This is a genomic window from Nocardioides sp. 503 (assembly GCF_004522095.1).
Lineage (GTDB): Bacteria > Actinomycetota > Actinomycetes > Propionibacteriales > Nocardioidaceae > Nocardioides.
This window is the reverse complement of the sequence record NZ_SPUI01000002.1, coordinates 699845-714116: the sequence shown is the minus strand read 5'-3', so window position 1 is coordinate 714116 and position 14272 is coordinate 699845. Positions and strand designations below refer to the sequence as shown.

Sequence of the window (14272 nt, the reverse complement as noted above, 5' to 3'; positions counted from 1 at the left end):
TCGGTACGTCGTGGTGGTGCGGCAGCAGTCTATTCAGGTCCTCAGCGCGTGGGGTCGTCCCCCTGGTCCAACGCCTTCCACAGGTCCAGGTTGGAGGGGTCCTCCGCCGGCTTCGCGGTCCCCTGCTCCCCCGGCGCGTCGTAGCGGCTGCCCATCTCCGGCCAGCCCCGGACGCTCCGGACCGCCAGCACGGCGGCGGCGGCCGAGACGACGGCGCAGGCCAGGCCGAAGAAGAACCACCGCGTCAGGTCGAGGTCGACCCCCGGCAGGCCGGCCGCGTCGAAGTCGTCCGCGAGGTCGCGCATGGTGGTGACGGCGCCGACCACGTAGGTCACCAACGTGGCGAGCGCCGCGAGCGCGCCGAGGCCGGCGACCACGCGGCGCGCGCGCCCGCGCGAGACGAGCACGACGCCCCAGCAGGCGAGCACCACGAGCCCCAGTGCGGTCGCCAGCGGCACGCTGGCGCCCTCGCTGCGCAGCACGAACGACGTCACCAGCGAGGCGGACTCCTCGGTGCGGGTCAGGTCGGCGACCACCCAGACCTGGTTGCCCCCGACCGCGGCCCCGACCCCCGCGGCGAGACCGACCAGGACGGTGAGCGCGAAGCCGCCGCGACGAGGCTCAGCCACGCTCGGCGCCCTCGAGGGGTCCGAGCAGGTCGGCGTCGAAGCAGGTGCGGTCACCGGTGTGGCACGCGGCGCCCACCTGGTCGACCTTGACCAGGAGCGTGTCGCCGTCGCAGTCGAGGCGGACCTCCTTGACCCACTGGACGTGGCCCGAGGTGTCGCCCTTGACCCAGTACTCGCGGCGCGAGCGGCTCCAGTACGTCGCCCGGCCGGTCGTCAGCGTGCGCTGCAGCGCCTCGTCGTCCATCCACCCCAGCATCAGCACCTCGCCGGAGTCGTGCTGCTGCACGACGGCCGGGACCAGCCCCTCCGCGGAGCGCTTGAGCCGGTCGGCGAGGGCGGGGTCGAGGGGCATGGGTCCAGTATCGCGCGGCGCCGCCGCCGAGGGTTGAGGAGGTTGCGCAGCGACCGTCCCAGCCGTTGGTTGAGGAGGTTGCGCAGCAACCGTCCCAGCCGTTGGTTGAGGAGGTTGCGCAGCAACCGTCTCGAAACCCGGTGAGCCAGGCGCCTGCCCCGCTCACGAGGTTTCGAGACAGGCGCTGCGCGCCTTCCTCAACCTCCGAGGGCGGGCCCTTGCTGCGAGACCCAGGAGCGGTGCAGGTTGGCGTAGACGCTGCCGGTCTCGGCGGCGAGGACGCTGTGGTGGCCGCGCTGCACGACGCGCCCCTGGTCGACGACCACGACCTCGTCGGCGCCCTCGGCGGTCGAGAGGCGGTGGGCGATCGTGACCGAGGTGCGCCCGCCCATCAGGCGCTCCAGGGCGCGGCCGATGCGCATCTCGAGCTGGGGGTCGACCGCGCTGGTGGCCTCGTCGAGGACGAGCAGGTCGGGGTCGGCGAGGTGGGCGCGCAGCAGCGCGACCAGCTGCCGCTCCCCGGCCGAGAGCGACTCGCCGCGCTGGCCGACGCGGGTGTCGAGGCCGCGGGGCAGCCCGTCGAGCCAGTCGGTGAGGCCGAGCTCGTCGGCGCTGGCGCGGATGTCGTCGTCGGTGGCGTCGAGCCGGCCGTAGCGCACGTTGGCGCGCAGGGTGTCGTCGAAGAGGAAGCCCTCCTGCGGCACGAGCACCACGCTGCGCCGCAGGGAGACCTCGCCGATCTCGCGCACGTCGACGCCGTCGAGCAGCACCGCGCCCTGCGAGGGGTCCATGAGCCGGGTGAGGAGCTTGGCGAACGTCGACTTGCCCGAGCCGGTCTCGCCGACGATCGCGACCCGGCGGCCGGCCTCGATGTCGAGGGTGACGTCACGCAGGACCGGCGGCCCGCCGGGGTAGGCGAACTCCACGTCCTCGAAGCGCACGTCGATCGGGCCGCGCGGCAGCACCTGGCCCGCGGGTCCGGGGTCGACCAGGTCGGCGGGGGTGTCCAGGATGCCGATCACGCGCCGCCAGCCGGCGATGGCGTTCTGAGCGTCGGTGAGGATCTGGGTGCCCATCTGCACCGGTCCCACGAACAGCGTGACCAGGAACGCGAAGGCGAGCACCTCGCCGGCGGTGATGTCGCCGGCGAAGCCGAGCCAGATGCCGACGATCAGGACGCCGGCGTTGGCCAGGCCGGCGGAGACCCCGCCGAGGGAGAACGAGAACGCCGTGAAGCCCTGGGCGCGGGTGCTCGCCTGCTGGTGGGTGGCGATGGCCTCGTCGATGCGGGCCTGGGTGCGCGCCTCGACGGCGTAGGAGCGGACGACCGCCGCGCCGACCACCGGCTCGGAGATCGCGGAGAGCATCACGCCGACCTGGCGGCGTACGACGCTGTAAGCGTCGGACAGCTTGCGCTGGAAGAAGCGCAGCGAGGCGAACAGCGGCGCGAAGCACAGCCACACCACGAGGGCGAGCTGCCAGCTGTAGAACAGCATGACGATCGTCGCGATCAGCACCTGGCCGATGCTGACCACGAACAGCAGCCCGCCGAACACCAGGAACTGGCTGACCTGGTCGACGTCGCTGGTGACGCGGGAGACCAGGGCGCCGCGGCGCTCGGTGTTCTGGGTGAGCAGGGGCAGGTCGTGGACGTGGCGGAAGGCCTTGATGCGCAGCGAGGCCAGGCCTCGCTCGGAGGTGGTGAAGAGCCGCCGGGTCATGGCGTAGGAGGCGTAGCTCGTGACGAGCAGCCCGAACGCCGCCACGACGCCCATCCACACGGTGAACGAGACGTCGGGGCCACCGGAGCGGCCCAGGCCGCGGTCGAGGGTCTGCTGGACCGCGATCGGGACGATCACCTGGCCCACCGACGCCACGACCGCCAGCGCGAGGGTGCCCCAGACGCCTTCCTTGAGCTCGGGCGAGAAGTGCACGCCGCGACGGATCGTCGCGATCGCGCCGATCTCCTCGCCGGAGTCCATGACGGTGCTCACGTGGCCACCTCCTCCTGCTCGTAGGCGTTGACGAGGCGCGCGTAGGACGGGCTGCGGCCGAGGAGCTCGGCGTGGGTGCCCCGGTCGACGATGCGACCGCCCTCGAGGTGGAGGACCTCGTCGGCCAGCCCGATCGTGGCCTTGCGGTAGGCGACCACGACCAGCGTGGACCCGCTGCCGCTCTCGCGCAGGCCGGCGAGGATGCGTGCCTCGACCTCGGGGTCGACCGCGGAGGTGGCGTCGTCGAGGATCAGCAGCCGCGGGCGGCGCACGAGCGCCCGGGCCAGCGAGATGCGCTGGCGCTGGCCGCCCGAGAGCGACGTGCCGCGCTCGCCGAGCTGGGTGTCGAGGCCCGACGGCAGGGCCGCGACGAACCCGTCGGCCTGGGCCGTGCGCAGGGCCGCCCACACGTCGGCGTCGCTCACGTCGGCGCCCAGGGTGATGTTGCCGCGCACGGTGTCGTCGAACAGGAACGCCGTCTGCGGCACGATCGAGACCGTGGCGGCGAGCTCGCCCGGGGCGAGCTCGCGCAGGTCGACGCCGTCGACGGCGACGGCGCCGCGGTCGGGGTCGACCAGGCGCGTCAGCAGGGTGGTGAGCGTGCTCTTGCCGGATGCCGTGGCTCCCACGAGCGCGACCGTGCGGCCCGGCTCGACGGAGAAAGCGAGGTCCTCGAGCAGCGGCTGGTCGGGGTCGTAGCGGTAGCCCAGGGACTCCACGTCGAGCCGGGCACCGGCGTCGCCGCGGACCGCCCGGCGGTCGCCGTAGGGCATCTCGCCGGTGGCGCCCAGCACGGAGCGCACCCGGCGGTAGCCGACGACGCTGCGGGGGAACTCCCCCAGCAGCCAGCCGATGGAGCGGATCGGGAAGGACACGATCGTCAGCAGGTAGGCGACGGTGACGACGTCGCCGGCGTCGGTGGCCCCGCTCAGGACCCGTGAGACGCCGACCGCGAGCACGAACAGCACGCCCAGCCCGGGCAGCGCGGCCAGCGCCGGGTCGAACGCCGCCCGGATGCGGCCGACGCGGATGTTGACGTCGCGCAGCTCCTGCGCCTTGGCGGCGAAGCGGGCCGTCTCCTCGGGCTCGCGGCCCAGGGTCTTGACGACCATGGCGCCGTCGAAGGACTCGTGGGCGATCTCGCTGACCTCGCCGCGCAGCTGCTGCGCGCGGGTCATCCACCCCTGGGAGCGCTGCTGGTAGATGACGTTGACGGCGATGACCGCAGGGAAGACCAGCAGCCCGACCGCGGCGAGCACGAGGTCGGCGAGCAGCATCTGGGCCACCGCGATGACCATCATCGCGACGGTGCCGACCGCCATGGGCAGCGGCGCGATGGGGCCCCAGGCGGCCTCGACGTCGGAGTTGGCGTTGGACAGCAGCTCACCGGTGGGGTGGCGCTGGTGCCACTCCATCGGCAGGGAGAGGTACTGGCGGGTCACGGCGCGGCGGGTGCTGGCCTGCATGCGGTACTGCATGATGCCCGCGCCCAGGCGTCGCGCCACGATGCCGACGGCGCGCAGGATCGCCACGCCGAGGAACAGCCCCAGGATGGCGACCAGGGAGCCGGAGCCGACCTCGCCGCTCTCGAAGGCCGGCAGCACGACGTGGTCGGTCGACCAGCCCAGGACCCACGCGTCCGCGACGGTCAGCGCGCCGAACAGCACGCTGCCGAGCGTCGAGAGCGTGAAGATCCAGGGCTCGCGCTTGATGGCGACCAGGAGTACGCCGAAGCCGGCACGGGTCGAACCCCGGCCGTCTGCTCGTTCGTCGTCCATGTCTCCCTGACTCGCACCTGTCGACCAGCAGGAACGGCCGAGGATCGCAGGCTATTCCCGGGCACCGACATCGCCCAATCCGACGACGGCTCCCCGGACGGCGGCGTCGGTCAGTGGTCGGACGTGCCGAGGAGGCGGACCACGTGCGTGCGGAAGTGGAACGTCGTCATGGCGCCCTCGACGATCGTCAGGAAGCCGTCGGGGCGCTGGTAGACCGTGCGGCCTCGCGGGGAGAGCGGGTCGGGCGGCTGGTAGTCGAACGCCTGGCGCTGCGCCGCCTCGAGGGCGACCGCGCGGGACACGTAGACGGGACCCCGGACGTCCACGACGGTCGGCGGCTTGCTCTGACCCGAGTTGGCGTACTCGACGAGCACCCGCCACTGCTCCTCCGCCTCGGGCGCGGCGGGCGTCTCGGCGCCCCCGTCGTCGGGCGTCTCGTACACGTCGTAGTCGCTCATGCCGGGAGCGTGTCCCCTGCCCACCCGGCGGAAACCTGCGGAGTCAGCGGACGGGGTGGCCGGCCTCGCTGAGGGCGGCCTTGACGTCGCGGATCCGCAGGGTGCCGAAGTGGAAGACGGTGGCGGCCAGCACGGCGTCCGCGCCGGCGTCGACGGCGGGCGGGAAGTGCTCGGGCGCCCCGGCCCCGCCCGAGGCGATGACCGGCACGGTGACCTCACGCCGTACGGCGCGGATCAGCTCGAGGTCGAAGCCGTCCTGGGTGCCGTCGGAGTCCATGGCGTTGAGCAGGATCTCGCCGGCGCCGAGCTCGCAGGCCCGCGCCGCCCACTCGATCGCGTCGAGGCCGGCGGACTTGCGGCCCCCGTGGGTGGTGACCTCGAAGCCGGAGTCGGTGCGGGGCGCGCGGCGGGCGTCGACCGAGAGCACCAGGACCTGGCTGCCGAAGCGGTCGGCGATCTCGGCGACCAGCTCGGGCCTGTGGATGGCGGCGGTGTTGACCGCGACCTTGTCGGCGCCCGCGCGCAGCAGCCGGTCGACGTCGGCCACGGAGGACACTCCCCCGCCGACGGTCAGCGGGATGAAGACCTCCTCGGCGGTGCGCGACACGATCTCCATCGTCGTGGCGCGGCCCTCGAAGGAGGCGGAGATGTCGAGGAACGTCAGCTCGTCGGCGCCCTCCGCGTCGTAGGTGCGGGCCAGCTCCACGGGGTCCCCGGCGTCGCGCAGCTCACGGAAGTTGATGCCCTTGACGACCCGCCCCGCGTCGACGTCGAGGCAGGGGATGACGCGGACGGCGAGGCTCACGCGCGGTCCTTCGGCAGGGTCAGGGCGAGGGCGTCCTCGAGCGTGAAGCGGCCCTCGTAGAGGGCGGTCCCGATGATGGCGCCCTCGACCCCCTCCTCGACGAGGCCCATGAGCGCCTCGAGGTCGGCCAGCTCGGTGATGCCGCCCGAGGCGACCACCGGCCTCGAGGTCGCGGCGCACACGTCGCGCAGCAGCTGGAGGTTCGGCCCCTGCAGCATGCCGTCCTTGTTGACGTCCGTGACGACGTAGCGCGCGCAGCCCTCGGCGTCCAGGCGCGTGAGGACGTCGTAGAGGTCGCCGCCGTCGCGGGTCCAGCCCCGGGCGGCGAGCGTGCGACCCCGCACGTCGAGGCCGACGGCGACCCGGTCGCCGTACTCGGCGATCGCCGCGGCGCACCACTCGGGCTGCTCCAGGGCGGCGGTCCCGATGTTGACGCGACGGCAGCCGGTGGCCATCGCGGCCGCCAGCGACTCGTCGTCGCGGATGCCGCCGCTCATCTCGACCTGGATGTCGAGCGTCCCGACGATGCGCGCCTGGAGCTCGCGGTTGTGACCGCGCCCGAACGCCGCGTCCAGGTCGACCAGATGCAGCCACTCCGCACCCGCCTCCTGCCAGCGCAGGGCGGCCTCGACCGGGTCGCCGAAGCGCTTCTCCGAGCCGGCGACGCCCTGCACCAGCTGGACGGCCTGGCCCCCGGCGATGTCGACGGCGGGGAGGAGCTCGAGGTGGTCGGTCATGGGTCTTCTCTCGGTCGGGTCGCGGGGGTTCAGCGTCGGCGGAACAGCAGGGTGTGGAGCACGGGGGCGGCGAGCACGCTCACGATCAGCACGAGCAGCCGCGCGGCCCAGTGCTCGAGGAACGCGAAGGACGCGGCGTTGACGAGCACCACCAGCGCGAGGGTGCCGAGCGTCTGGTGGCGCCGCCGCCGGGCCAGCACGCCGACCGGCTGGCGCGCCTGGGGGCGGGGCTGCGGCAGCACCGAGGCGACCCGGCGCCGCCGCGCGGCGCGGCGCTCGGCGCGCTCCTCCTCGGCCGCCCGGGCGGCGGCGCGGACGGCCGCCTCGTGCTCGCGCGCCTCACGGCGGCGCGCGCGCTCCCGGCTCATGGCCGCCTCACGCGGCCAGGCTCCGCACCCAGTTGTCGAGCAGCGCGGCTCCGGCGTCGCCGGACTTCTCGGGGTGGAACTGCGTCGCCGTGAGCGGGCCGTTCTCCACGGCGGCCACGAACCGGTCGCCGCCGTGCTCGGACCAGGTGACCAGCGGGGGGCGGGTGCGGTCGTTGGTGCGCAGGGCCCACTCGCGCACGCCGTAGGAGTGCACGAAGTAGAACCGCTCCTCCTCCAGCCCGGCGAAGAGCGTCGAGCCCTCCGGGACCTCCACGGTGTTCCAGCCCATGTGCGGCACGACCGGTGCCTGCAGGCGCTCGACCACGCCGGGCCACTCGTCGCAGCCCTCGGTCTCGACCCCGTGCTCGACGCCGCGCTCGAAGAGGATCTGCATGCCCACGCAGATGCCCAGCACGGGCCGGCCGCCGGCCAGCCGGCGGCCGATGAGTCGCTCGCCCCTGACCTCGCGCAGGCCGGCCATGCAGGCGGCGTACGCGCCGACGCCCGGCACCACGAGCCCGTCGGCCTCCAGGGCGCGGTCGAAGTCCCCGGTCAGCTCCACCTGCGCGCCGGCGCGCTCGAGCGCGCGGACCGCCGAGCGGAGGTTGCCCGACCCGTAGTCGAGGACGACGACGTCGCGCTTGTCGGTCACAGAGCCCCCTTCGTGGAGGGCACGCCCGTCTCGCGAGGGTCGAGCGCGACGGCGTCGCGGAAGGCGCGGGCGAACGCCTTGTACTGCGTCTCCACGATGTGGTGCGGCTCGCGGCCCGCGAGGACCCGGACGTGCAGCCCGAGGTGGGCGTGGAAGGCCAGGCTCTCGAAGACGTGGCGGGTCAGCGAGCCGAGGTAGGCGACGCCGGAGCCGCCGAGCTCGACGTACTGCTGCCCCTCGGGCTCGCCGGTGTGCACGCAGTAGGGGCGCCCGGAGACGTCGACCACGGCCTGCACGAGCGCCTCGTCGAGCGGGACCGTGGCGTCGCCGAAGCGGCGGATGCCGACCTTGTCGCCCAGCGCCTGGCGCAGGGCCTGGCCGAGCACGATCGCGGTGTCCTCGACGGTGTGGTGGGCGTCGATGTGCAGGTCGCCGACGCTGTGGACGGTCAGGTCCAGGAGCGAGTGGCGGGCGAACGCGGTGAGCATGTGGTCGTAGAAGCCGACGCCGGTGGAGATGTCGTGGCGGCCCGTGCCGTCGAGGTCGACCTCGACGAGCACCTTGGACTCGCTGGTCTCGCGCTCGATGCGTGCGGTCCTGCTCATCGCTGTCCCTCTTCCGTGACTTCTTCCGTGACTGACGTGAGTGCCTGCTGGAAGGCCGCCATCTCCTCGGGGGTGCCGATGGAGACCCGGAGCCAACCCTCCGGGCCGGTCTCGCGGACCAGCACCCCCCGGTCGAGGAGGCCCTGCCACACAGCATGGCGGTCGGGGTAGGTCCCGAACAAACAGAAGTTGGCGTCGCTCTCCGCGACCTGGAGCCCCTGCGCGCGCAGCCACGCGACGGTCCGGTCGCGCTCCTGGCGCAGCAGGGCGACGTTGCCGAGCAGCTCGGGGGCGTGGCGCAGCGCGGTCAGCGCGACCGCCTGGGTGACCGCGGAGAGGTGGTAGGGCAACCGCACCACGCGGATCGCGTCGCAGATCGCCGGGTCGGCGGCGAGGTAGCCCAACCGGGCGCCCGCCAGGGCGAAGGCCTTGCTCATCGTGCGCGAGACCACGAGGTTGCGGTGGGTGGGGAGCAGCTCGAGCGCGGAGGGCGTGCCCTCGCGGCGGAACTCGCCGTAGGCCTCGTCGACGACCACGATCCCGTCGTCGCCGACGGCCTCGCAGAGCACGGACACGGCCTCGGGGGGCAGCGCGGTGCCGGTGGGGTTGTTGGGCGAGGGCAGCAGCACCACGGCGGGACGCCGCTCCTCGACCAGCGCCCGGGCGGCGCCGAGGTCGAGCTCGAAGTCCTCCTCGCGGTGTCCCACGACCCACGCGGTGCTGGAGTCGCGGGCGTACTCCGGGTACATCGAGTACGTCGGCGCGAAGCTGAGCGCGGTGCGCCCTGGACCGCCGAAGGCTTGCAGGAGCTGCAGCATCACCTCGTTGGAGCCGTTGGCCGCCCACACCTGCTCGGCGCGCACCCCGTGGCCGAGGTACGCCGCCAGCGCAGTGCGCAGCGCGACGAACTCGCGGTCGGGGTAGCGGTTGAGGGTGCGGGTCGCCTCGGCCACCGCGGTCGCGACGTCGGCGACGACCGCCTCGGAGGGCGGGTAGGGGTTCTCGTTGACGTTGAGCTGGACGGGCACGTCCAGCTGGGGGGCGCCGTACGGCTCGAGGCCGCGCAGCTCCTCCCTCAGCGGAGGGAAGGCCACGGCTACCGCCCGAACCGGGCGCGGACCGCGGCACCGTGACCGGGCAGGTCCTCGGCCTCCGCGAGCGTGACGACGTGGTCGGCCACCTCGGCCAGCGCGTCGCGGGTGTAGTCGACGACGTGCACGGACTTGGTGAACGCGCGCACCGAGAGCCCCGAGGAGTGGCACGAGCAGCCGCCGGTGGGGAGCACGTGGTTGGACCCGGCGCAGTAGTCGCCGAGGGACACCGGCGCGTGCGGCCCGACGAAGATCGCCCCGGCGTTGCGCACGCGAGCGGCCCACGACGCCGCGTCGACGGTCTGGATCTCGAGGTGCTCGGCGCCGTAGGCGTCGACCACGGCCAGCCCCTGCTCGAGGTCGCCCACGAGGACGGTCGCCGACTGCGCGCCGCCGAGGGCGGTGCGGATCCGCTCGACGTGCTTGGTCGCGAGGACCTGCTTCTCCAGCTCGGCGTCGACGTCGTCGGCCAGCCGCTCGGACGTCGTGACCAGCACCGCCGCCGCCAGCGGGTCGTGCTCGGCCTGGCTCACCAGGTCGGCCGCGACGAAGGCCGCCTCCGCGGTGTCGTCGGCGAGGATCGCGATCTCGGTGGGGCCGGCCTCGGAGTCGATGCCGACCTGGCCCTTGAGCAGCCGCTTGGCCGTCACCGTCCAGATGCTGCCGGGCCCGGTGACGAGGTCGACGCGCGCGCACGGGCCGACCCCGTAGGCGAACATCGCGATCGCCTGGGCGCCGCCGACGGCGTAGACCTCGTCGACGCCGAGCAGCTCGCAGGCGGCCAGGATCGTGGGGTGCGGCAGTCCGCCGAAGGCCTTCTGCGGGGTGGAGCTGAGCGCGATCGAGCGCACCCCGGCCACCTGGGCCGGCACGACGTTCATCAGGACGCTGGACACCAGGGGCGCGAGGCCGCCGGGCACGTAGAGGCCGACGCGGCCGACCGGCACCTTGCGGTGGGTCACGCGGGCGCCGGGGCCGAGGTCGGTGGTGACGTCGTGCTCCAGCTCGGCCTCGCTGGTGGCGCGCAGCCGCCGGATCGACTCCTCGAGGCCGGCGCGGATGTCGGGGTCGAGCGCGGCGAGCGCGTCGACGAGCGCCTGGCGCGGCACCCGGATGTCGTCCTGCGTGACGCCGTCGTACTGCTGGGACATCTCGACGATCGCCTCGAGGCCGCGCACGCGGACCGCCTCGCAGATCGCGTGGACCGCCGGGATCGCCGCCTCGACGTCGAAGTCCGCGCGCGGCACGGCCGCGCGGTAGTCCACGGGGCCGGCGTCGGCCGCCCCGCGCAGGTCGATACGGCGGATCATGGGTCGATTCTACGAAGCCCCGCGCACCGGACCCGCATCGCCGACGCACCGTGGACTCCCGCACCCCGCCCGGGGTGGATGCCGCCGCTCCCCCGCGCCCACCGGCTACGGTGGCGAGGTGACCGACACCCTGCCGATGTTCCCCCTGAACTCGGTGCTGTTCCCCGGCGTCAGCGTCCCCCTGCACGTCTTCGAGGACCGCTACCGCGCGCTGGTGCACCACCTCCTGCGCTCGGACCCGACCGACCGGGTGTTCGGCTCGGTCGGCATCCGCGAGGGCTACGAGGTCGGCGACCACGGCGCCCAGTCGCTCTACCGCGTCGGCTGCCGCGTGCAGCTCACCGAGGTCGAGTCCAACGCCGACGGCAGCTTCGACGTCGTGGCGGTCGGCCTCGACCGGATCAAGCTCGACCGCCTGGACACCTCCGGCCTCTTCCCGGTCGGCCACGTCGTCGACCTGCCGGAGCCCGACGCCGGCGTCGACGAGGCGGTCCTGGAGCGGGCGCGCGCCACGTTCACGGCCTACCGCACGGCGCTGGCCGACATCCGCGCCGACCCCTACGAGGGCTCGCTCCCCCGCGACCCGGGCTACCTCTCCTGGACCCTCGCCGCCTGCGCACCCCTGCCGATGCCCGAGCGTCAGTCGCTCCTGGAGGCCGACGACGCCGAGGAGCGGCTGCTCCTGGTCACCGACCTCCTGCGCTCCGAGCTGCGCGCGATGAACGTCATCCCCTCGCTGCCGGCCACCGAGGTGGCCCGCACCAGGTGGTCTCCGAACTGACAGGGACTGTGCGAGGAACGAGCACAGTCCCGTGGTCAGTGAAGATCGAGCAAGCCCTCGGGCTGAGCTCGCGAAGCCCGAAACGGGCGCGTCGAAATCCATCGAGATGCGCGGAGCATGAGGCGGAGCATGAGGACGTGAGCCGTCGGGTGCGGAGGTCTCGACGTACGTTCGTCGCTGGCGCTCCTCACTGCTCGACCAACGGGAGGAATCTCATGGCCAAGAAGCAACCCGGCGGCACCCCGGCGACGGTCGCGCTGACGAGCGCCGGCATCGACTTCACGCTGCACGAGTACGACCACGACCCGCGGGCGGAGTCCTTCGGGACCGAGGCCGCACAGGCCCTGGGGCTGGCGCCGGAGCGGGTGTTCAAGACGCTGCTCGCCGACGTGGACGGCCGGCTGACCGTCGCGGTGGTGCCGGTCTCGGGACAGCTCGACCTCAAGGCGCTCGCGCGCGCCGTGGGCGGCAGCCGGGCCAAGATGGCCGACAAGGGCGCGGCCGAGCGCGCCACCGGGTACGTCGTCGGCGGGATCTCGCCGGTGGGCCAGAGGCGCCCGCACCCCACCGTGGTGGACGAGTCGGCGCTGACCCACCCGACGGTCTACGTCTCGGCCGGCCGGCGCGGGCTGGACCTGGAGCTGGCACCGGCCGACCTGGTCCGGGTCACCGAGGCGACCACGGCCCGGGTCGGCCGGTCCGGCTGAGCTGCTCCTAGTTGGTGGTCAGGCGGAACACCGAGTGGGCGACGTCGCCGTCGGTCCACCCGCTGATGCCCAGGCCCTCGAGCGGCTCGAGGTTCTTCGCGAGCTCCTCGTCGTCGCCCATGCCGCCGGCGAGCTCGACCAGCCAGCCGTCGCCCGCGTCGAAGTTGACGAACAGCACCGACCCGGACTGGTCGGCCTCGCGGACGACGTCCTTGAAGGTGTCGGTGTCGCCCAGCCCGCCGTCCTCGAGCAGCGAGGCGCGGTAGTCGGCACTGGGGCCGACCGCGACGTAGTCGCCGTCGCTGTCGCTGCCGAGCAGCTCCTCGGCCTCCGGCTCGCTGCCCGCGAGCGAGGAGACGATCTTCTCCAGGACGCCGTTGATGGCCTCGGGGTCGCCCTTGATCTTGACGCCCACCGGGAGAGCGTCGGTGTCGCCGGAGTCCAGCGCCTCGGGGTCGAAGTCGCCGCCGATCGCGACGGTCGCCGACTCACCGACCAGCGTCTCCACGTCCTCGGGCAGCGAGAGCCCGGTCTCCTCCTCGGCCTGCTGGATCAGCTCGTCGATGTCCATGTCGTCGCCGGCGAACGTGGAGGCGTACTCGAGGAGCTCGTCGAACCAGCCCTCCTCGAAGCCCACGCCCCACGCGGCGGCGGTGTCCTCGGGGAGCGTCGAGATCGCGACGCCGCCCTGGTCGCTGCCGGAGAGCGCGTCGAGCCCGGCGAAGCCGGTGCCGGTGGCGGACTCGACCTCGAGCGAGCCGTCGTCGAAGCGCACGGTCAGCGCCGCGCCCTCGAAGTTCTCGAACATCTTCACGATCTCGTCGGTCGTGCCGTCGGTCGCGCCCTCCTCGTCCTCCTCCGCGCACGGGGCGTCGCCGGAGTAGTCCGGCAGCTCCGGGAGCTCGGGGTCGAGACTGTCGGGGTCGGGCTCGATGGTCTCGGGCTCGACCGGCTCGAGCTCGGGGATGCACGAGGGTGACGACAGCGCGCCGCCCAGGCCGGCGAACTCGTCGGCGGCGTCGGCCATCAGGTCGCCGACCTCGGGGGCGGCGTACGCCGTCAGGATGCCGGCGTCGCCGGCCTCCCCGGTCCAGCGCTGGAAGTCCGCGTCGTCGGCCAGCGAGTCCTTCTGGGCGTCGGAGGAGACCTGCTCGGCGATCTCGGTGGTCTCGGCGATGACCGCCCAGTCGCCCTCGATGGCCCAGCCGCCCATCTCGCTGGACTCCTCGTCCGGCTGGTCCTCCTCGTCGCCGTCCGAGGGCTCCGCGAGCGCGGAGTGCTGCTCACCGGCGAGGCACTCCTGGAGCTTGGCGAAGCCGTCCTCGGCCTTGCCGGCGTCCTTGACCTGCACCACGACCACCGGGGAGGTGGTGTCGTCGTCCGTGCGGACCGCCGCGACCGCCATCCGGTCGCCCAGCCAGGGCTCGATGTCGTCGCCGTAGTCGACGTCCGAGCAGACCTCGGAGTCCTGCACGCTCTCGAAGAGCTTCTGGCGCAGGTCGTCGTCGGTGTCGAGTCCGACCTCGTCCTTGAACGCGGGGAACTTGCGCAGGGTGCGCAGGGCCTCGATCTTCTGCCCGCCGCTGGGGTCGAGGTCGATGCTGACGTAGCCCAGCGTCGAGGCCGGGAGCGCCTGGGCCGGCTGGTCACCGGTGCTGAAGAACGACACCGCCGCCCAGGCACCGGCCGCGACCGCGCCGACGGCGACCACGGCGACGCCGCCGATCAAGTACTTCTTGCGACCGCCGCGGCGCGCGGTGGGCGGCTGCGGCGGCAGCGGGTAGCCGCCGCCGGCCTCGAGGTACTCCGGCGGCGGGGGCGGGCCCGCCGGCGGTCCCCAGGGCGGGGAGGCGGGCGGCGGGGTCGCGGGCGGGGGGCCGGCCGGCATCCCGGACGGCGGCGGGGTGGGAGCGCCCCAGGGCGGGCCGGACGGGGGTCCCGACGGCGGGCCGGACGGCGGAAGGTTGTCGGACACGGGGACCCCCAGGGTGGTGGCGAAGGACGA

The 14272-nt window shown here is 73.6% G+C and carries 15 protein-coding genes; 2 read left to right on the top strand and 13 right to left on the bottom strand.

From position 1 onward, the window contains the following. Positions 1–41: 41 nt before the first annotated feature. The 12 genes from E4622_RS04445 to hisD form a co-directional block, all read right to left on the bottom strand. Entirely contained in the window at positions 42–629 is a 588-nt protein-coding gene (locus tag E4622_RS04445) for a Trp biosynthesis-associated membrane protein (protein ID WP_167735971.1), read from the bottom strand. Next, complete coding sequence (hisI, locus tag E4622_RS04440; RefSeq protein WP_134738838.1) at positions 622–981, bottom strand: phosphoribosyl-AMP cyclohydrolase; 360 nt, start codon at positions 979–981, stop codon at positions 622–624. The genes E4622_RS04445 and hisI overlap by 8 nt, the downstream gene beginning before the upstream one ends. Before the next feature lie 197 nt (positions 982–1178). After that, a complete protein-coding gene (locus E4622_RS04435) occupies positions 1179–2975 on the bottom strand; it encodes an ABC transporter ATP-binding protein (RefSeq protein ID WP_348536972.1) in 1797 nt (598 codons plus the stop codon). Further along, positions 2972–4753 carry an ABC transporter ATP-binding protein gene (locus tag E4622_RS04430; protein WP_134738837.1) on the bottom strand — a complete coding sequence of 594 codons (1782 nt, stop codon included), beginning with the start codon at positions 4751–4753 and terminating at the stop codon, positions 2972–2974. Before E4622_RS04430 ends, E4622_RS04435 begins: the two co-directional genes overlap by 4 nt. A 110-nt stretch (positions 4754–4863) precedes the next feature. Further along, positions 4864–5211 (bottom strand): hypothetical protein, encoded by a 348-nt coding sequence (locus tag E4622_RS04425; RefSeq protein WP_134738836.1) that lies wholly within the window; start codon positions 5209–5211, stop codon positions 4864–4866. A 43-nt stretch (positions 5212–5254) separates the two neighbouring features. Beyond that, positions 5255–6016, bottom strand: coding sequence for an imidazole glycerol phosphate synthase subunit HisF (hisF, locus tag E4622_RS04420; RefSeq protein ID WP_134738835.1), 762 nt, complete (start codon positions 6014–6016; stop codon positions 5255–5257). After that, positions 6013–6753, bottom strand: a complete 741-nt coding sequence (priA, locus tag E4622_RS04415) for a bifunctional 1-(5-phosphoribosyl)-5-((5-phosphoribosylamino)methylideneamino)imidazole-4-carboxamide isomerase/phosphoribosylanthranilate isomerase PriA (protein ID WP_134738834.1) — start codon at positions 6751–6753, stop codon at positions 6013–6015. Before priA ends, hisF begins: the two co-directional genes overlap by 4 nt. A gap of 29 nt (positions 6754–6782) precedes the next feature. Further along, complete coding sequence (locus E4622_RS04410; RefSeq protein WP_134738833.1) at positions 6783–7121, bottom strand: hypothetical protein; 339 nt, start codon at positions 7119–7121, stop codon at positions 6783–6785. A 7-nt stretch (positions 7122–7128) separates the two neighbouring features. Continuing rightward, entirely contained in the window at positions 7129–7773 is a 645-nt protein-coding gene (gene hisH, locus E4622_RS04405) for an imidazole glycerol phosphate synthase subunit HisH (protein ID WP_134738832.1), read from the bottom strand. After that, positions 7770–8378, bottom strand: coding sequence for an imidazoleglycerol-phosphate dehydratase HisB (gene hisB, locus E4622_RS04400; RefSeq protein ID WP_134738831.1), 609 nt, complete (start codon positions 8376–8378; stop codon positions 7770–7772). Before hisB ends, hisH begins: the two co-directional genes overlap by 4 nt. Beyond that, entirely contained in the window at positions 8375–9472 is a 1098-nt protein-coding gene (locus E4622_RS04395; RefSeq protein ID WP_134738830.1) for a histidinol-phosphate transaminase, read from the bottom strand. Before E4622_RS04395 ends, hisB begins: the two co-directional genes overlap by 4 nt. Before the next feature lie 2 nt (positions 9473–9474). Next, a complete protein-coding gene (hisD, locus tag E4622_RS04390) occupies positions 9475–10779 on the bottom strand; it encodes a histidinol dehydrogenase (protein WP_134738829.1) in 1305 nt (434 codons plus the stop codon). Positions 10780–10897: 118 nt separating this feature from the next. Here hisD and E4622_RS04385 point away from each other — a divergent pair, with 118 nt between their 5' ends. Together E4622_RS04385 and ybaK are read left to right on the top strand one after the other, a co-directional pair. After that, a complete protein-coding gene (locus tag E4622_RS04385) occupies positions 10898–11560 on the top strand; it encodes an LON peptidase substrate-binding domain-containing protein (protein WP_134738828.1) in 663 nt (220 codons plus the stop codon). 215 nt (positions 11561–11775) lie between these two features. Continuing rightward, positions 11776–12267 carry a Cys-tRNA(Pro) deacylase gene (gene ybaK, locus E4622_RS04380; RefSeq protein ID WP_134738827.1) on the top strand — a complete coding sequence of 164 codons (492 nt, stop codon included), beginning with the start codon at positions 11776–11778 and terminating at the stop codon, positions 12265–12267. Positions 12268–12274: 7 nt separating this feature from the next. Here ybaK and E4622_RS04375 read toward each other — a convergent pair whose 3' ends face one another. Beyond that, positions 12275–14242 (bottom strand): DUF3352 domain-containing protein, encoded by a 1968-nt coding sequence (locus tag E4622_RS04375; protein WP_134738826.1) that lies wholly within the window; start codon positions 14240–14242, stop codon positions 12275–12277. Between the last annotated feature and the right edge of the window lie 30 nt (positions 14243–14272).

Bases quoted from the DNA above. Each gene is read 5' to 3' on its own strand.
- hisI (WP_134738838.1), bottom strand. From the start codon at position 981: ATGCCCCTCGACCCCGCCCTCGCCGACCGGCTCAAGCGCTCCGCGGAG.
- E4622_RS04430 (WP_134738837.1), bottom strand. From the start codon at position 4,753: ATGGACGACGAACGAGCAGACGGCCGGGGTTCGACCCGTGCCGGCTTC.
- E4622_RS04425 (WP_134738836.1), bottom strand. From the start codon at position 5,211: ATGAGCGACTACGACGTGTACGAGACGCCCGACGACGGGGGCGCCGAG.
- priA (WP_134738834.1), bottom strand. From the start codon at position 6,753: ATGACCGACCACCTCGAGCTCCTCCCCGCCGTCGACATCGCCGGGGGC.
- E4622_RS04410 (WP_134738833.1), bottom strand. From the start codon at position 7,121: ATGAGCCGGGAGCGCGCGCGCCGCCGTGAGGCGCGCGAGCACGAGGCG.
- hisB (WP_134738831.1), bottom strand. From the start codon at position 8,378: ATGAGCAGGACCGCACGCATCGAGCGCGAGACCAGCGAGTCCAAGGTG.
- hisD (WP_134738829.1), bottom strand. From the start codon at position 10,779: ATGATCCGCCGTATCGACCTGCGCGGGGCGGCCGACGCCGGCCCCGTG.
- ybaK (WP_134738827.1), top strand. From the start codon at position 11,776: ATGGCCAAGAAGCAACCCGGCGGCACCCCGGCGACGGTCGCGCTGACG.